Source organism: Sessilibacter sp. MAH1, from assembly GCF_054658315.1.
This window is the reverse complement of the sequence record NZ_BAAGIC010000005.1, coordinates 199,183-217,081: the sequence shown is the minus strand read 5'-3', so window position 1 is coordinate 217,081 and position 17,899 is coordinate 199,183. Positions and strand designations below refer to the sequence as shown.

General features: G+C 49.1%; 19 protein-coding genes. All 19 read right to left on the bottom strand.

Annotation, left to right across the window (positions count from 1 at the left end):
* Positions 1 to 27: 27 nt before the first annotated feature.
* The 19 genes from ACYQ28_RS07470 to gspG all read right to left on the bottom strand — a co-directional run bounded on the left by ACYQ28_RS07470 (position 28) and on the right by gspG (position 17,845).
* Positions 28 to 687 (bottom strand): hypothetical protein, encoded by a 660-nt coding sequence (locus ACYQ28_RS07470; RefSeq protein WP_460049194.1) that lies wholly within the window; start codon positions 685 to 687, stop codon positions 28 to 30.
* A 273-nt stretch (positions 688 to 960) separates the two neighbouring features.
* The gene (locus ACYQ28_RS07465) at positions 961 to 1,899 is read right to left on the bottom strand and encodes an AgmX/PglI C-terminal domain-containing protein (RefSeq protein ID WP_460049193.1); all 939 of its coding nucleotides are present in this window, start codon (positions 1,897 to 1,899) and stop codon (positions 961 to 963) included.
* A complete protein-coding gene (locus tag ACYQ28_RS07460; protein ID WP_460049192.1) occupies positions 1,899 to 2,465 on the bottom strand; it encodes an ExbD/TolR family protein in 567 nt (188 codons plus the stop codon). The genes ACYQ28_RS07465 and ACYQ28_RS07460 overlap by 1 nt, the downstream gene beginning before the upstream one ends.
* On the bottom strand, positions 2,462 to 3,025 hold the full coding sequence (locus ACYQ28_RS07455; RefSeq protein WP_460049266.1) for an ExbD/TolR family protein: 564 nt from the start codon (positions 3,023 to 3,025) through the stop codon (positions 2,462 to 2,464). Before ACYQ28_RS07455 ends, ACYQ28_RS07460 begins: the two co-directional genes overlap by 4 nt.
* Positions 3,026 to 3,055: 30 nt before the next feature.
* A complete protein-coding gene (locus ACYQ28_RS07450) occupies positions 3,056 to 3,730 on the bottom strand; it encodes a MotA/TolQ/ExbB proton channel family protein (protein WP_460049191.1) in 675 nt (224 codons plus the stop codon).
* Positions 3,731 to 3,819: 89 nt separating this feature from the next.
* A complete protein-coding gene (locus ACYQ28_RS07445) occupies positions 3,820 to 4,113 on the bottom strand; it encodes a hypothetical protein (protein WP_460049190.1) in 294 nt (97 codons plus the stop codon).
* 35 nt (positions 4,114 to 4,148) lie between these two features.
* Entirely contained in the window at positions 4,149 to 4,907 is a 759-nt protein-coding gene (locus ACYQ28_RS07440; protein ID WP_460049189.1) for a tetratricopeptide repeat protein, read from the bottom strand.
* A complete protein-coding gene (locus tag ACYQ28_RS07435) occupies positions 4,894 to 7,806 on the bottom strand; it encodes a tetratricopeptide repeat protein (RefSeq protein ID WP_460049187.1) in 2,913 nt (970 codons plus the stop codon). Before ACYQ28_RS07435 ends, ACYQ28_RS07440 begins: the two co-directional genes overlap by 14 nt.
* Positions 7,799 to 9,766: a hypothetical protein gene (locus tag ACYQ28_RS07430; protein ID WP_460049185.1), complete on the bottom strand. Its 1,968-nt coding sequence runs from the start codon at positions 9,764 to 9,766 to the stop codon at positions 7,799 to 7,801. Before ACYQ28_RS07430 ends, ACYQ28_RS07435 begins: the two co-directional genes overlap by 8 nt.
* Entirely contained in the window at positions 9,751 to 10,353 is a 603-nt protein-coding gene (locus tag ACYQ28_RS07425; protein ID WP_460049184.1) for an AraC family transcriptional regulator, read from the bottom strand. Before ACYQ28_RS07425 ends, ACYQ28_RS07430 begins: the two co-directional genes overlap by 16 nt.
* 280 nt (positions 10,354 to 10,633) lie before the next feature.
* Positions 10,634 to 11,734 (bottom strand): FAD:protein FMN transferase, encoded by a 1,101-nt coding sequence (locus tag ACYQ28_RS07420; RefSeq protein ID WP_460049182.1) that lies wholly within the window; start codon positions 11,732 to 11,734, stop codon positions 10,634 to 10,636.
* Positions 11,735 to 11,789: 55 nt separating this feature from the next.
* Positions 11,790 to 12,584: a type II secretion system protein N gene (locus ACYQ28_RS07415; RefSeq protein WP_460049180.1), complete on the bottom strand. Its 795-nt coding sequence runs from the start codon at positions 12,582 to 12,584 to the stop codon at positions 11,790 to 11,792.
* A gap of 37 nt (positions 12,585 to 12,621) precedes the next feature.
* Positions 12,622 to 13,098, bottom strand: coding sequence for a type II secretion system protein GspM (gene gspM, locus ACYQ28_RS07410; RefSeq protein ID WP_460049179.1), 477 nt, complete (start codon positions 13,096 to 13,098; stop codon positions 12,622 to 12,624).
* Positions 13,095 to 14,339 carry a type II secretion system protein GspL gene (gene gspL, locus ACYQ28_RS07405; protein WP_460049177.1) on the bottom strand — a complete coding sequence of 415 codons (1,245 nt, stop codon included), beginning with the start codon at positions 14,337 to 14,339 and terminating at the stop codon, positions 13,095 to 13,097. Before gspL ends, gspM begins: the two co-directional genes overlap by 4 nt.
* Before the next feature lie 229 nt (positions 14,340 to 14,568).
* Positions 14,569 to 15,612 (bottom strand): type II secretion system minor pseudopilin GspK, encoded by a 1,044-nt coding sequence (gene gspK / locus ACYQ28_RS07400; protein WP_460049176.1) that lies wholly within the window; start codon positions 15,610 to 15,612, stop codon positions 14,569 to 14,571.
* Complete coding sequence (gene gspJ / locus ACYQ28_RS07395; RefSeq protein ID WP_460049175.1) at positions 15,602 to 16,333, bottom strand: type II secretion system minor pseudopilin GspJ; 732 nt, start codon at positions 16,331 to 16,333, stop codon at positions 15,602 to 15,604. Before gspJ ends, gspK begins: the two co-directional genes overlap by 11 nt.
* 5 nt (positions 16,334 to 16,338) lie before the next feature.
* Positions 16,339 to 16,752, bottom strand: a complete 414-nt coding sequence (gspI, locus tag ACYQ28_RS07390; protein ID WP_460049174.1) for a type II secretion system minor pseudopilin GspI — start codon at positions 16,750 to 16,752, stop codon at positions 16,339 to 16,341.
* Positions 16,752 to 17,390 carry a pilus assembly FimT family protein gene (locus ACYQ28_RS07385; RefSeq protein WP_460164701.1) on the bottom strand — a complete coding sequence of 213 codons (639 nt, stop codon included), beginning with the start codon at positions 17,388 to 17,390 and terminating at the stop codon, positions 16,752 to 16,754. The genes gspI and ACYQ28_RS07385 overlap by 1 nt, the downstream gene beginning before the upstream one ends.
* A gap of 17 nt (positions 17,391 to 17,407) precedes the next feature.
* Positions 17,408 to 17,845, bottom strand: a complete 438-nt coding sequence (gene gspG / locus ACYQ28_RS07380; RefSeq protein WP_460049170.1) for a type II secretion system major pseudopilin GspG — start codon at positions 17,843 to 17,845, stop codon at positions 17,408 to 17,410.
* Positions 17,846 to 17,899: the final 54 nt, after the last annotated feature.

Below are 17,899 nucleotides of genomic sequence, written 5' to 3'. Positions count from 1 at the left end.
CCGGGTGCTCAGACTTTAACGGGAAAATTAAAAACACGACGCTTTGCCGAACTCAACGGCGTATTTAAATTGTCCCTGCTGCCACTTGCCGCGAATAATATTCTCCAGCAAAAACTGATGAGCGCCATCGGAACCGGCCAAAATGATGTACGGGCCATTTTCGCTCTCCTCTAAAGTCCAATGACCGCCGCCGGTATCGGTTCCGGCGGAACCGGCCCAGCCATTACTGGTGCCAATATTTATGGCTCCCTCGGAACTTCGATAATAGAGTCGTTCTGGGCAGATATGATAGTAGCCAGAGGCTCCGCCGGTTGCGCCCGAAAAAACACTTGGTGAGTAAATCCAGAAGATACGCACGGATTGAATGCCGTTTACGTAGGCCTGAGCGTACGGGTTATTGGCGATTCCCTGAGGTTCGCCCTGCCAATTAGACACTGGTCCGCCGCCCAGATTACCTTGTGGTGGCTGGCCAATTTGTCCGTAATTTCCAAACCGATCAACGTAATAATCACCGGCCGGATAACCTTGATGCGATAACAACGCCGAGATTTCTTCTGCCACCCGGTGGCCGTTGACGGTGTACTCCGATTTTGCGTAGCTAGGCGCTGCACTGAGTACCGCCAACAAAGCAGTAAATATGGCTTTGGCGGTGATGGATTTTAGAGTAAGAGATACCCACTTCTTCATCTAAAGAGACTCCTCAAATTCGGTGGTCTGTTAAACGCTACTTGGTTGAGTCTATGTCACCGCGGCGCTTTAAGAATTAAGGCAAGCTGACGTGTTGCACAAAAATCGGTAAAGATAGGAAAAATCGAATAACAAACGTAAACAGGTGGCGCTGATAGATAACGGTTGATTATCTGCGACAGCGCGATAGCTGGAAGGCTGTGGAGTTTAGAAGAAGGTAATGAAGGGAAAGTACACCTCGCGCAAGGACGAGGTGTGTACTATCGGGAGAATTTAAGCAGGGAACAAGTTTAGCGTGTAGTTCACGGTGGTTTGGGCGACGTTTTTGGCGCCAAAATCAATCAAGCGAATACGTGCTAGCAGTTTGCTTTCAAGAGTGTCGCTGCCAAGATCGCTAGAAACAACGGTCACCGAAGAAACAGAGCCATCCGGCTCAATGACCAAGCGAATCGTCATTTTGCCCTGTAAGCTTGGATCTTTACGCAGCTCACGGTTGTAAATTGCGTTAACCGCACCTTTGTTTTTGTCCATCACCACACGAACATCACGGTCGCTGCGGCCGCCGATGGTTTGCTTCGAGCCGGGCTTGGGTGCCGCTTTTACGCTGGTGCCTTCCGCGTCATAGATTTCGCTATCAACAACGGTGTTTTCTTTACCCGATAACGCAATGCCGCCAGTGTCACGGCTCACCGTTGCGGTATTAAAGCCACCACTGGTGGTTTTGGCCTTGTTGGCAACCACGGATCTATCTACCTGAGCTGCGGTAGCGTCACCGGTGGTTAGGCTGCGATTGCTGTTATTGGTATCGAACTTGTTGCGAAAATCCTGTAAGTCGTCCTGAAATTGCAACAAACCACTGCTTTTGATCTTTTCTTGATTATCGATCTTAGGTGGCGCAGGCTTGGTCTCAACCGGAATTTCTTTCGGCTCTGGCTTGGGTTTAGGCTTTTCAGGCTCGGGTTTAGGTTCTGGTTTTTTCTCTTCCGGTTTTGGAATTTCCTGCTTTTCCAAAATAATCTTCGCTAAATCTGGCTTGGGCGCTTCTTTTTCGTCCACCAAACGATCAGGGAGTGGTACTAAAGGAACACCGATGGCGAAAATTAAAAACAATACCAAGCCGATAGCGGCAATGGTACGGAACCGTTTTTCGTCGCTCTCAACCGGTTGCCAAGGCAAAGACAGGTTGAGCATTGCAGTATTGACGGTTGTCATTACGTGCCCTCCCCGGTCGGTGCTGGCGCGGCTGCGCCAACTGGGTCTTCAGCCAATGGCACAGGATCGTTGGATGGAACCTGAGAAACCGCCATGGAGACATCGCGGAATTCGGTATCCACGCAAGTCTGCATAATGCGTTTGAGCATTTCGTAGGGAATTTCCGCATCGCCCATGATGGTTACCGGGCGGCCTTTTTCTTCTAACTCTTCAGGTAGCGGGCCTGCTTGAGTCGCAAGGTCGGTCAGCACCTGTTTTAGTTCGGCGATAACAAGGTCTTCGCGAGCAAGAATATCGGTAACCTTGGCAACGATTTGGCCAGAGACAATTAGGTCTTCATTGTTGGCCAAAATGAGTAGCGTGGAATCGGGTTTTTGCTCAGATACAGATTCCGGCAAGATGATGTCTTTTTGATTTTGCAAAATTTCAACATCGTCGGAATTGATCAGTAGGAAAAACACCAGAATGGTAAAAATATCCATCAACGACACAAGGTTTAGCTTAGAGCCACCGAGATTACGCTTGTGATGTTTGGCCATGCGTTTGGCGCGCAGTGATTGCTTCATTGCGCACCTCCGGCTTGTGCGGTTTCGGTATCGTTGACGGGTGCGTCACCCAAAGACATATCGGGAAATAATTCTGCATCCACAACATCGGTTACCACCACGGCTTTGTAGGAGCGCACCGTGTCCATCACGGTGATGAGGGTTTGGTAACTGGTGTTCGATTGCGACAAAATTAAAATGTCTTTTTTCTCGATGCCTTGCTCTTTTAGGCGACGTTTAACTTCTTGCAGCGTCAACGACAAGAGCGCGTAGTTATGCTCAATGGTCGCTGCCTCGCCGGGTTCTTCACTGGCAACTTCAACTTTTTCGATGCGTTGCACGCGAGTTCCCGCTGGATAATTTACATCCAGATAGTCGTCGTGAATCACCACTTCGAGAATCTTGGGAATCTCGGGATTGCTTTCTGCTGGGTTCCCCACTTCCGGTAACGTCAGGTCGATTACCGTAATGCGTGAAAACACCATGGTCATCAACAATACAGGAACCAGAATAATCATCAGGTTCATGAATGAGGTGATGTCTAATTCGGCTTCTTGGGCGTTTTTACGCCGGAGCTTCAACATGGTTACTTCCTGCTCGGTTGCCGGGAATTAGCGTACTGCGGCGCCAGGGTCTTCGTTGCGGGTTTTGGCACTGCTGCCACCGGCCAACACGTTTAAGCACTTAACACCGGCCATTTCTAGGCTGTCGATGATCTCGGTGGTTTTGGTTTGCAAAATGGCGTGCGCTAAAAGCAGCGGAATTGCTGAGATCAAACCGAATGCTGTGGTGTTCATCGCAACGGAAATAGATTGTGAAAGCAGCGAGGCTTTTTCGGTAGGGTCGGCGTTAGCTACAGCGGTAAATGCGGCGATAAGACCGATAATAGTACCCAAAAGACCCAAAAGAGTGGCGATGTTCGCCAAAGTGGCAAGGTAGTTGGTACGCTTTTCAAGGCGTGGCATGGCTTCAAGAACGCCTTCTTCCATGGCCAACTCGATGTCGTCACGACGTGGGCTTTCGGCCATACGAATAACGCCCGCAGCAACCATACGGCCAACGGGCGCTTTACTGTTTTGGCCCATTTTGACGATGCCAGAATAATCTTTCTTTTTCAGCATTGGCAAAATTTGATCGAACGCGCGGCGATTAGATTGCTTGGCGTAGGTGAGGTAGATCCAGCGCTCAATGGCGACAATTAAACCAATGGCAAGCACTAAAGCGATTGGAACCATGAAAGTGCCGCCGTCCTGGAAGAAACGAACTACGTTGCTGAAAAAATCCATAATATTTACCTGACTAACATGCAAAAATTTCCGCGTTTAACGCGAAAGAACCAAAGAGAAGTTATGTGTTGGAAGCAAAGCTTAGCAATTTACTGCGGATCGACATCTTGTTTGTTTAGGCTTTCAAGATATTTCACTTCGCGCCGTAATTCGGCACGCTCGATATGCTCGAAGACGCTGCCTTGTAACTGTGAGCTAATCGTTTGGGAAAACTCCTCGGCATTGGCCGCGGTTTTCCAAGGCACGATGTATAAAACCTTGGGCTGCTCCTGATTACCTGTGACGGTTTCTTCAAGCGTAATCACAGTTGATTGTGCGCTCGCGAGGTTGGCAATTACAGCACAAACAAATGAGATCAATAAAACAAAGGTGTTACTTTTCATCGATGATCTTTCCAAGTTGAGACCTGTGCACAGTGTTAACTACCAGAGTCTTGTTGATCGACCCGACGGCGCAGATCGCGAATCCAGCCATCGACCTTGTCATCGGGAGTTGTTTGCAAGGCTTGGTACTGTTCGTAATGCAAAAGCGCATTTGATAAATCGCCCATGTACAATTCGTAGAGAATGCCAAGGTTGAGGTGTGATTTGGAGTGTTCCGGCCAAATCGATAACGCACTCAAGTAATTGGCTTCAGCGCCTTTAAAGTCACCCTGTTTACGTTTAAGAATTGCCAGCTGATTGTAGGCATCTAGATTGAGCGAGTTAACTTCAATGGCCTTCTCATAGGCGGTTTGCGCCTCTTCAAGACGGTTGGTTGCATCGTATACCAAGCCCAAATTCAAATATGGGCCGGATAAATTCGGCGCGACCAGTATTAATTCTTGCCAGGCAAGCTCGGCTGCCGTCCAGTCTTTATCGAGTTGAACCGCAAGTGCTTGGTTAAAAAGGGCCTCAGTCGTTGGATCTACGGCAACAGCATTCGCCAAATAGGGATTTGCAGGTGGCAGGGCTACACCTGAAGGATCAGTTGTGAGATCTGTGGTTTCGCTGTCCGAGTTGGTTGCGGTCTCTGCGCTGGCGGTTTCAGGTGCGTTGGTTTGTTCGCTGGCGCCGTTTGGTTGTTGGCCAATTCCGGGTAATGAAATTGGCAGTTGACCACTGCATCCGGTTAACGTGATGAGAGCAATCGCCACGGCAGATTTGGCGCAAAGGTTTAGCCCATTAATAAATTTCACGGCTCACCTCAATCAACTGTTCTGGCTTGTCGTAACGACCCGGTTGCAATTTGCGCAGAGATTCAAAACTCGCTTGTACCCACTCGTCGTAGATACCGCTCCACGCACGTTGGCTGTTGCTAGAATGAATTTCGATGGCCTTATCCTCAAAGGGATAGGCTTGCTCTTCGAGCAAAATCTCGTACTGCTCAAGTTCAAGCTCGTCCAGATTACCCGGACGTTGCGAATCGAGAAGCGCACGACCCAATAAACGATAGATTTCGCCAACCTTGTAACTGGCTTCGGTAGACACCTGTTGAATGTCGTAGCTCAAGGCTTTGTTGTAGGAATCTAGTGCTTTTTCGAAGGCGGCTTTTTTCTTTTTAAAGCTCGATTGCAGTGGCAGCGTTAGGTCAATGGCCGAGAATATTTGGAATTGTTGCTCGGCGAGTTCTGTTGATGACCAGGCTGCCAAATACATACTGCGGAAGGTTTTGTCTTCTCCGGCGCGATCATGGGTGGTAACCATTTTACGCAGCCAGAAGTTACGCTTATCGACATCACCGAGTTGGCTGTACAGTTCGCTCATTTTAAATTGAGCTTCCATGTTTTCGCCAAAAGGCTTTGGATAGGTGTGAGCGTAGCGACGATAGTTATCGATGGCGCGCTCAAGGTTGCCATCGCGTTCAAATAAATCGGCAACCAATAGCAAAGACTGACGCTGTACCTCAGGGTCTTTGTCTTGCTCCATAACAATCAACAGCTCGTCAGCTGCCAGTGCCCAGTTTTCAAGAGCTTGATAAACTACAACTAATTTGGGGCCAATGGTGTTGGCAAGAGAATGATTGGGATAGCGTACGCGGAACTCAATGAGTTCGTCGCGCGCTTGGCTCCAGTTTTCCAGCTCAATCAAATGATTAGCGGCGTCGTAGTGTGATGTTAGCGCGATTTCGGTATTCGGAGCGTTCTCACGAACACGCAATAATTGCATGACCGCTTCTTGTTTGTTGCCGCTAGCCAGCTGGTTTTGCGCTTGTTCGTAGATGGCCGCAGCCATACGCAGCACCAAGGATTCACGCTCTGGGTCTTTTTCTGGCAACAGAGCAATCACTTGGCGATAACTGTATTCGGCGTCAACAAAAGCGCCGGTATCAAACTGCGACTGTGCTGCAATCAGCCACGCGGTTTTAAGCACTTGGCCTTCCGCCGGTGGCTGCCACTGTGTGACTCGCAAGGCTTCTTCGATGGCGCGATTGAGTTTACCGGTTGTGAAATAGCCCTGTGCCGATTCGGTAAGCACGGCAACGGCGCGATCATCCGTTGGAAAAACATTGGCGAACCGGACGCCACTTTCGATGGCTTGGTTTTGCCAGTAGCTTCTGTCTTCTTCGGTTTGCGCTTGCTCTTGCAGCTGTTTGGCCAGAATCACCGTGGTGTAACCCGATTGCGCGGCGGTTTTGGCGTCGCGTTGCTGGGCGTTTAATTCGTAGGCGACTCGTTCGTATTCTTGGTAGGCCGCCTTTAGCTGGCCCGATGAATACAGTGCTTCGGCAAGCAGGTAGTTGATTTCGCCGCGATCAGGGTCATCCGGGAAGGTTAAAACGAACTCTTGGTACCATTTGGCCGCAAGAATAAATTCGTTGATAACCGACTGATCTGTAATGGGTTGATCATCCACCAAGAACTTATCTTTAGGGTTCTCTGCCAAGGTTTTACGCCATTGCTGTGCACGAGCGTGACGATACTTGGCCAGTTCCGTTAGGAACTGATGCAGCGTTGGTCGTAACCGATCGCGCACGCCTTCTGTTTTAACCTGCCAGTACTCGCTGTTAATACCGTACAACTCAACAAATTGCTCCTTGTTGGGTACAAGCTGGTCTGGGAAGCCGCCGGTTTCATATACCTTAATTTTGGCCGCACTAAAGCTAGGCGCCAAATCACTTAACGGATAGCGATCAACAAAGGCTTGGTAGGTTTCAGCGCTGTCGCTGTAACGCTCTTTGCTCAGATACAGGTTTGCTAGGTGCTGATACAACAAGTATTCGTAGTCGCGCTCGCCCAATCGCTCATAGGTTTCGGCGATGGTTTTAGGGCCATCGAGATAAGAGAACGATAGGCTGATAACTCTTAGCGTATCGTCGGCTAACGTCCGATCATTATTGTTCAGATCCGCCAGCGTCTTGCCATTGCTTAGGTATTGATCCAACAGCTGGGTGAACGAATCGATTGCCTCTTCGTAGACGGTGCGTTTGAACTGACTCCAGCCGAGCATATACAAGGCGTTTTCGAAAAATGCTGTGTTTGGCCCGCGCTCCACCACCGCTTCGTAACGCTCGGTTGAGATACGGTAGTTTTCTTCGCTGAAGCTGCGCTCGGCGCGGCGGAAATAGGCTTCGGCCAAGAAGGGTGAATCTGGGTATTCTGTGGCCAATTCGGTGAGCGTGCTGTCGGACTCTTGAGTACGGCCATCTAGAGCATAGGCTTTCGACAGTTGATACAGGAGCTCGTCGACGCGAGTTTCTACACCGGCGGGCGCTGTGCGCTGTAACTCAATCAGTTCTTTGTACAATTCAATGGAGCTGTCGAAGAATCGGCCAGGAGCTTCTGAGTTGGCTAGAGCCTCTTCGTTACGCGCCATATCAAGGCCCGCTAAACGAATTAAGATTTTGCGTCGAGTATCTGGATTATCGGCGTAGCTTAGGGCTTCGCGGTAACTTTTTTCGATTTCATCGATGGAGACACTCGGTACAGGCAGCGTTGGGTTTGGAATTCGCGCCGGTTCAATATCTTGGAGCGTTGGGCCGGTTTCAACCACATCAACACTGCTACACGCCACCAAAGCGCTGACGGCAGCGGCCAGCGCCAGCTTCTGTGGCAGTTTGATAGCTATAGAGCGATTGTGTATAGGCAACTTATTCATCGACTGCCTCCGAAGTACCTTGAGGCAGTGTTAACGGTGCGTCTTTACTGGTATCGAGGATAGTTTCGCCGTTTGCCGGGCGAGTATCGTAAAGGCGCGCGATCGAGAGCTTGGTCTCGGCCAAATAGAAGCGCACGCGTTGTTTTTGCGAGTCAAGCTCCGCCAAAAGACCTTCTTTTAAGTCTGCTTCGACATCGGTGAGCAGGTTGCTGAGGCGGGTTTGTTTATCGGTAATTTGCACTTGTGCATCATCGAGACGCACCGCCATGGGCGCTATGTCGGGAGCCAAGGTGCTGGCGTCTTGAACTTTAGCGAAGGATTGTTTCAGCTCGGTAATGTTGGTTTCGAGTTGGCGGCTTTGTTCTTTTAGCTCCCAAATGCGGTCGTGGTAAGCCTGCGAGGCGTTCCAATAGAGTATTCCGTAAAACAATTTCGCCTGCGCAGCTTTACGAGCGCTGACTTGATCACCGGCAATTTTGGCGGTGTTGACGCTTTTCTCGGCGCGATCGATCAGGTCGTTGGTGTCGGCATCGGTAATTAGCGCAAGATAGTCTCGATTTGATTCAATATTGGCGATTATCGCGTCAATACGGGACTTTTGGGCGACGGCATCATTGATTATTTGAGCGTAGTTGCGTTCACGAATTTCGGTTTCTTGGGCAAGCCTTTGATCAATGCGAGCAGAGATTAGGTCTTGGTAATCGACCAGTTTTGCTTCCCAGCCCTTGAGCTCTTCAAGTAACGCGGTGAGATCGCGAAGCTCCTGTACCCGAGCTTGAAAGAGATTTTTGGCGACCAAGCGTTGTAAATAATTGATGACCGGAGTTTCGATTAAGTCGGGGGTATTTAGCCAGGTACTGTTGCGATCGATCTCTAAATTGAGCAGTGGTAAAAGGTCGATTTCTTGCAGTTTTTGTTCGGCTTCATGAATGCGAGCCAGCTCGATTTCGTAATTGCTTTCGGCATCTAGGTAGGCAAAAAGAGCCTCTCCCTGGGCACCCATTTTTTCGTAAACGTAAGGCAAGGCCAACATGGCTTCTTGCACTTCTGGCGCATCACTGTCGCGACGCAGCAGTTCCTGCCAAGGTCGAATGGCATCGGCGTATTTTTCTTGGCCATAAGCTGCCCAGCCTGAGCCGAGCAAGGCTTGATTAGCCAGACCATTGGTGAGTCGCACTTGGTTGAATTCTTGTTGCGCGTCTTGATACTGGTTGAGCGCCAGTAAACTGAAGCCTGCGGCTGTATGAGCTTTATCGCGAAGTGCTTGCTGTAACTCGGGCTCCAAACTTTTTTCGGTTAGATCCGATGCATAAACCTGCTGGTAATGCGCAATCGCCTGCTGGAACTGGCCTGTGCGACCGTAGGCGCTGGCGAGGTTGTGATGCAGATAGTAAGGCCAGGCGGTGGGGTCTTTTTTGGCAAGTTCTGCATCGAGTTCTGCTAAGGCGCTTTCTGCGCCAGCAAGATCACCGAGATGAATAAGCGTATTTACGGCTAATGCACGGCGTTCGATATCGACTTCATAGCGGATATCGTCGGTGTTCATGTGATTGATGGATTCGTTGGCCGTGGCCCAAAGCCCGCGTTGATAGGCAAGCTTACTTAGATTTAGCCAAGCGGCGTTGCGAACTTTTGCGGGGCGCTCTTCAGTTAAGAGGCGATTGAAAATGTCGCTGGCGGTTTCGTGCATGCCAAAGGCAAGGCTAATTCCACCTTCGATGATTTCAGGATTATCTTTGTGGCCGGAAATACCACCGCGCTCTTTGGCGACATAGAGTTCGCTGAGCGCGTCAAAGTAGTCACCTTGATAGTAGTGATACAAGGTAACGCCGTAGCGTAAATCAGCGACGCTTGAGAGCGGCTCTTCCTTTTTTTTAGCACCAAAAGCGAGGCTTGATAGGCTGATCAGTGCGATCGCAACAGGAAGACCAAGCCGCTTGGTGTTTAGAACAATTGCCATTCTTTAATTTCAAACACCGGTTGCAACTTGGCAGTAGAGTCTATGATTTTTAGTTCATAAACCTTACCTTCGGTTTCTTTGTTGATGGTAACTTCTGCGGCACGTTTGTATTCGCGGCCCTCTGGACCAATGCCGGTAAAAAACGCCGTTAAACGGTGCTCGCCGGTTTTGAGATTGCCGAGATACAGGCGTTGTACGCCACCTCGAAACAATGCGTCAACTTGATGATCTGTATAGAGTTCGCTAGCAACGAGCTTGTCGTCAATGTGAACCTTTACGGCATCCAGCTCAAAAAACTCACCAATATCCATGGAGAGATACACAGCTACTTGGCTGTTGGCGGGATAGAGTAACTCTTCCTCTAAAATCAGAAGGTCTCGATTCAACGAGAGTACTTGCTTTTTGAGGTCTTCAATTTGCTCACTAACCGGTTTTTCGGCTTCTTGAGCGTGAACGACGGTACAGGCACAAGCCAAAGTCAGTGCGCTGCCTAGAGTTTTTATGACTCGAAGCCAATTCGAGTTGCGAAGTGCAGACATGGAACTGCGTTCTCCTAATTGCCTTACTTTTTGGGATGGCAAAGCCATATCCAGATTCCTTGAGTGTCTCGTCGATATCCATCACCGACTGGTTTTACGCGCAGTAGTGTTTCTGGGTAAAACCAATTCCACGCCTGTTGGTTGCGTCGCTTATTTCGCTGCGATTGGACGATCCTACCTGCGAGTATAAGCGAGGTGCAAAATTAAAGAGTGCCAAAAAGCACACTAACGCGCTTTGATGACGAAAATTGTACTTAAATCAGCGGCTTTGTGAATGCGATAGGCGTGACGTGTTTCCAGTTTCGAGAAATCTTTGGCGACCCAATCCTTATTGGGATGGATCTATAAGTCCATTCGAATACACAACTTTGCCAAATTCGGTGATTAAAATTGCTTCGTAGCCATTCAGTTTATTGATCATGGCGAGGCCTTTTTCGGCGCCGAGCACAAACACCGCCGTTGATAATGGATCGGTATTAAACCCTTCTGGGCCAATAACGCTGACGCTGATTAATCCGTGACTCGATTTGCCCGTTTTCGGATTCAGTATATGGTGAACTCGCTCACCGCTGTGTTCGTCAATGAAAAAACGTTCGTAGTCACCGGATGTTGAGATGGCTTCATTTTGTAACGGTAACTTAAGTACCTGCTGTTCTTCCCAACTCAGTTTTTTATCGTCAAGGCGTGGGTTTTTAATGCCAATTAACCATGGTCGACCGCGATTATCGCCAAGCAGCCGCGTATCACCACCGGCGTTTACGCTGCCGTGACGCACTCCGTTCTCGGCTAATATTTTTGCGCCACGATCTACAGCGTATCCCTTGGCTAATCCGCCAAAATCAATCTTAACCGCCGGGTGGGTGAATTTTATGCTGCGTGTCTGAGGATTCCACCGCAAACGATCGCGGCCTATGGCTGGGAGGTTTTGGGTAATTTTGTCGTCGTTTGGGGCGATCTTTTCGCGGTAATCATAAAAACGCCCTACCGAGGCAAAGGTAACATCAAACGCGCCATCGCTAATTTGGTTCATCCAAAGGGATTTATTAATCAAAGACGCAAACTCGGGTGACACGATTTGCGCTGTTTTGTAGGCGTGAAGGTTAACCTGTGACAGTTCACTGGATTCTATGTAGGGACTGTAGGTTTGATCAAAGCGCTCCATTTCGGCCTTGATTAAGCCAAGAATGTGTTCGGCGCGATACTTTTGTTCGTTAACTTGTGTTTTGAATTGTTCGGGGTTGGTATCTTGCAGTCGTGCGTCTGGGTCATCGAGCCAGAAGCGCGCACCGACCGAGGTGCCCATAATGGCCCAATTCTCTTGAAACCACTTAGCGTGGCCATGACTGCAAAACAGCATCGCAACCAGTAACAAGACGGTTTGTGCGGACACCGAGTGAACGGATTTTGTGAGATCTGAAAACTTAGGCACATTTAGCCTTTAAATCTGCGTAATGCGACCGGTTCAACCGGCCGCAGACGAGTGACTAGAAGCTCCAAGAGATTCGATAGCCATTATCAGAAGGCTCTCCAACCGAAGCCGCCATGGTTGGTAATATGGTGGCTAAATCGGGATGAGCAGAATCGCGGACGCCGACTTCACCGGTGAACAGTATGCCTACATCGTCGTTAGGGCGCAGTGTGGGGTTGTAGTTGGCGTCTAGATCGACCAATACTGGGCCGCCAAGGTCTTGAAGATCGATGTTGATACCCTGCTGGCCATCGCCGGAAAGTCGAGCGCCGAAGCTGCCAACGCGCAGCCATTTTTCGCCGTCGTGAAATGCTCCCTCTCGCCAAGACACGCTGCCATCAATCGCTTTTACGTGTTCTCCGTCGAAGTCACCTTCACTAATGATGACCGAAAAATTTCCCGCCAATTGAGTGGGTGAAAAAAGATTGGTAAGGCCCGCGGGAAAGTTGGCCTCAAAGTCACTGAGCGTTACGGCGCCGCTACTGCTTACACAGGCTAAACCAGCGGCATTTTGGTTTTGAAACGAGACCTTGATGTCGGCGCATGGTGTCAGCGTTAACAGGCTTGTGGGATGCAAAGACCAAGACAGTTCACCGAGGCTGTATAGGTCGCCACCAAGAATGATTTGCGTGGAACCCGAACGGCCAGTCCATAAGGTGCCGTTGATTTCTGACATACGCAAACCCGGCGCCGCTTGGGTAAAAGCGTAGGCAGCCCAAATTGCCGGAATACGTGCGATCAACAGGATTATCAGAAGAAGAATAAGGCCAAACCAGAGCCGCTTTTTGGTTAGGATATTTGATTGAGTCATGTGCGTCTAAGTCGTTACGTTCCAGTAAAAAAAGGGTTTATCGGGCAAGACGAATACTTACCGAGACACGACCGCTGGTGCGTGTTGGTGTCACGGTAAGCTCTTTGGCTTGCAGCCCTTCTTCGTATTCCATTTGGTAGAGCCACTCAATGACTTTCCCGTATTCGGCTTCTTCTAAACGCAGCCGCACTTCGCCTTCGCGTACCGGTTGGAAGCTGCTCATGCGTAAGCCGCGCAAACGTAGACTTCTGTCGATCAACTCACTCAATGGCGCACTAGAAACCTTAGGGCCGCCGCCGGTTTGATATTCTTTAAGCTCTAGCGCCATTTCGCGAACGCGAGCCAAACTCTCGGAGGTTGACTGTGTGGATAACTTTTGATTGGCGAGAGTGTTCGCCGATGGTTCGAGCAAAAGCCACCAAATAATCGCCAAGCCAATGGCTACAGAGCAAATGAAAAGTGCAGCTTGGTCTCGACGACTGAGCGTTGCCCAATATTCGTTGATGGCGTTCATTGTCCACTCCTTATACGCAGCCGAGCCTGAACACCGTTCGGAACAGATGAGGTTCCCTGTAATTCAGCGACTAGCTGGCTTCCTTCTAATTCTGCCCGTAAGCGATCAATCTGCTGGAAGTTTGAAGACTCTGCCGTTAAGCGCATGTCACCTTCTACAAAGTTGATGTTCTTTACCACCACATTTTCGGATGCAGCGATGATCGGGGTAATTTGTGCAAGCAACGTTGTGACGGATAATCCACCCGCGCTGCTGTTGTCTTTAAATTTGGCAAGTTGGTTGCGCAGTTGACGCTCGGGATCGGCCATAACACCCTGTGGAACCGCTGATCGATACGCTTGCTCGACTTGAGCCAAATAGGCTTTTTGCTCGCTTTTCAGCTGGAAGATTTGTACCCAGTTTCCGCCCAAATACAGCACACAGGCAATGGCTGCGGCAATTGCCGCAGGGCGCCAGGTTTTCCACCAGCGGGCAACTGGCAGTGCTCTACCTAACGCATATTGGCGAAGATTAATGGGTGGCAGCAATTCCATGCTTAAGCTCAGCCACTGATCCCATTGCTGGCTGGTGGCGATCTCTTGATAAGCATTGGGTAAGTGGTTATGCAAGGTTTGCAAATCTTCAAAAGATTGTCCGTAGAGCTTTACTTCGGTCGGGCGTTCTGCCTCTTCGAGGGTCGCTGCGAGAGACTCCAGAGAGCCGGCGAGCATATCTAATTCGATGAGATAACCAAGATCTTTATCGTAACGGACTTCAACAAGGCTCTCGTCGCCTAACCAGCGAATAGCCCACTGTTTATCAGCTCTGGGAAGCAGTAAAAACAACGGCAAGCAAACTGTAATTTCCGCGCCCGCTGATTCTATGGTGTCGATCAGGGTTTTAAGAGGATCAATGGGGGTGTAAGCAACGGTAACAATATCGTTTTCAAATTGTCCGTAAGCGAAGTGCATGTTGTCGACGTTGCCAATAATTTGCTCTTCTAATTCGTAGGGCATTAGATTGGCAATGTGGCGCTTTTCTTTAGATGAAAAGGATTGAGCCAGCATAACAAGATCGCAGGAGCTAAGAGCCAGCCATACTTCTGCATTGGCGGCCGATTGCGCCTGACTCAAGTCAGTGGCAGAACCTTGCATGGCTGGACCCATCCAGTCGCCGTCTTGCGCAAGTCGCCAAGTTAGCGCTGGGCTTTGCGGGTTTTGACCTGCAATTGAGCTGTCGTAAATCGCGATAATTCTATTCATACACTTCCATGCTCGGAGCCAATCCGATCAACGTTCTTTCTCTATTGTGTTCAAATTAAGCTGTGTTCAAATTTAGCGCTGTGACTACCGTTTGAGCCTCTGGTCAACGCATCCCTGATTTTATTCGAGGCCAAACATTGGCACTGTCATTTTCAATGTCTTTAAATTTCTATGGGCTAGTGTAAGGCCTTTCTAGTATTACGAATATGTCAGTTTTAATCAGACATTCTTATAAGTTGAAATCGCTGCGTTGAATAATTTTGGCGTCGCCGTTATCGCGTAATATTAGGCTGTACTGGGTGCGTCTTTGTCTACCGACTTCAACTTCTGCTTTCAAAGTGAAATAACTGGTGTTAACCGTCAAACCATTCGAGCTGACGGTACCCAATGGCGTTAGTGACGAAATTACGCCACTGTCGAGGAACTCCGCAATACCAATATAACCCGAACCTGCTCGATCTAGGAGCATCTGTTCACCGTCTGCCTTAGATAGCGGTGTTAGGTCGTTCTCTAAATTAATGGTGCGCAGCAATAGCGGTTTGGCGGTATTTACGTTCAAACCGTTACTGTCGGGCAAGGCGGTAATGTAAGGCTCCAAAGCATCGAACAGTTCTGGAGTCATGGACTTTACCAAACGCAACTCGGAAACGCTTTTTAACGGGCCATTTGCTGGACGAATCGGTGGATCTTCACGTTGATATTCCAGAGATTCGGCACCGCTAAAACCAAAGCTGTCATCGTCGGGGTCAATCCAGTCAATGATAGGCTGCAATATCTCGATGGCGTCTGAGATCGACATTGGATTTTCTTCATCCAACAGCTGTAGCAGTCGAATGAATCTTTTCTGATCCGATGTGTACCGCTCTGGACTGGTGTCGCCCGTGCCGTTGTCTTGGTTCTGCACGGCAAGACGATTAACGTCGAACTTACCTTGAGCGTCTTCGAGTTGGCCTTTTAGAAAACCTTCATCTAAAGGAAATGGTTGTTCCTGTGCCCAAGGTTCTTCTAGGCTGTCTACTAATTCGTTATCTTCGCGATCACTCTCGAAGTCTTTCTCAAGCGCGAATCGACCAAGTTCTTCTGCACCGAGCAGATATTCCTGAGCTTGATTGCCGTGGAAGCGACTCTCTGCCAGCAGTAGGGTTCGATCATGAGTTGTAGCAAGACCAATGGCCAAGGCCGTCACCAAACCAACAATGATTAACGCGGCGATTAAAGCGACGCCGTTTTGATGTGTCGAGGGTAGGTTTAGTGCTCTGCGATTATGAATCACGGTTACCTCGGTTATTATTATCGTTGTCCTGATTATTACCCTCTCCAGAGCCGCCTTCCCCAGAATTATCTTCGGGTGGAGCTTCATTACGAGGGTTGTTAATTTCAGTAACAATCGTAAATAAACGAGTCATGCGACCGAATTCTTCGGTTTCGATGGTCACCTGTACCGCAATAGGTAGGCCTGTGGTGCCGCGCTCGGGCCATTCATCGACCCACGGCCCTTCAGCACTTGTTGAACCTAAGGGTAAAAATAAGATTTGGAAATCTGTGACGCCCTGTAGCAATGCGATGTCTTCAGCGTCTTCGAGAGTTGCGTCTATGGTCTCAGGCCAAGTGTCGCGGTACAGAATTTGGTCTTGGTATCTATAACCTACTTGTAATAGGGAGCTTCGTCTTAGGTCAACTGGGTTTGGTCGACCACTGCGAATAAACTTTATCAAATAGTTGTTATCGATCTCTGTACCAAAACCGTTATCGGTGGCGATACCAAACAAGTAACTGGTTCTGGCAACGGTGTGTTTAAAGTCTGTTTCGAGAATGCGCATGGCGCGTGCTATCGAGTTGATATCTGTCATAGCCTCACGGCTGCTTTGCGCGCTATTTATCGAAGATGTCAAAGCCAGTGAAGCCAACGTCAAAACAACGGCGGTAAGGGCAAGAGCCACCAATAATTCAATCAGGGTGAAGCCTTTGGAGTTAGAAATAACGCGTGATGTCACGGGCTTCACTTATAAATAAATGCTGAGAGCGTAGCTGTGGGATAGTCGCGAAGGTCGTTCTCGTCGGCAGCTACTGCTATGTTGATACGGATCATGTCTTCTACGGCAGTGTCTTGGGACTCTGCGACCCAATACCAGGAAACACCAGCAAACTCGGTCGAGCCGGTTTGGCGTCCGTCGAGAATTCGCCCGGTTAACTGATGATTGATGCGAAAGGTTTGCAGCTGATCATGGGCAACCCACTCGGCCAAGGTGCGCTCTCTCAGCTGAAATGTATTATCGCTTTGGCGGCTTACCAGAGTGAGCAAAGCTGGCAGCGCCACCGCAACAATGACCAAAGCAACAACGACCTCAATTAAGGTGAAGCCCTTGTTTTTGTTCACGAATGAGTGAGTCGAGCAAGCCTTCGTCGATAGCATTACTGAACTCCAGATTGAGCAGTAAGCTCTTTTTCTGCTTGTCGTTCACGCCATATAACCTGCCCTACAGAGTTAATATCTATGTGCTGGTAACGATCTTCAAAATTAGTAACGCCTTCAGAAGCGCGAGGAGTAAGTCCGAGTATTACCGTGGCTCCCAGGGCTTCGCCGCCACCATAAAATACCAACGCTGGAACAATTTCTTCTTCCTCGTCTTCTCCCTCTCCCTCGGTCTGTCTGTCGAGCCATAGATAAAAATCGAGTGGTTTGTCGTCGATTTCGATGCTTAGCTCAGCAATTTCAGGAGGTCTGATCGGCGTTAATTCTTCAATTTTTTGCCATTCGTCATCACGCCAGCGATACCAAAGCAGCTCCCATTGATCTTGACTCGCAGTTGAGTTGGCTGGATCTTGAAGAGCAGGTACTAAGGCAATGTGTTCACCGGTAAACAGGGATTGATCCGCGGCAAATTGAAGTTGATCAAAGAGGTCTTCGGTATAGTCCTTGAGCTTATCGCCGTTGTCGTAGGAGAGAATATTGATGGAGGCAATGCCTGCAAACAGCCCCACAAGCAATACCACAACGACAATCTCAATCAGAGTAAACCCTGATTGAGATTTTGGAGGTATTTTTGACAACTGCTGGCAGGTCACGATTATTCAGGCTTATCCCAAATGTTTAGATCGGCGTTTTGGCCTTCGCCGCCGGGAACGCCATCTGCACCGTAGGAAATAATGTCATAGTCGTGGCTTTCTCCAGGACTGATATAGACATAATCGCGTTGCCAAGGATCTTGAGGTACTTCGTTTAAGTAACCACTCTGAGGAAACTTGCGAGGCACCGGCTCAAGAGAGGTTTTTTCGACTAAAGCACCTAAGCCTTGCTCGGTTGATGGATAAACAAAGTTATCCAAGCGGTAGGATTTTAAAGAGGTTTCGATGCTGCGGAAGTCAGCATAGGCACGTTGAATATTGGCGTCATCGACGTTTTTGAGAACGTTAGGCGCCACAATCCCTACTAACAGACCCATGATCACCAAGACCACCATGATTTCAATAAGCGAGAAACCCGCGTTTTTTGTTTTCTGGTTCATAACCCTTCATCCATTAAAAATTACAGTCAAATCGTTTTTGAACGTGTAGCTGCT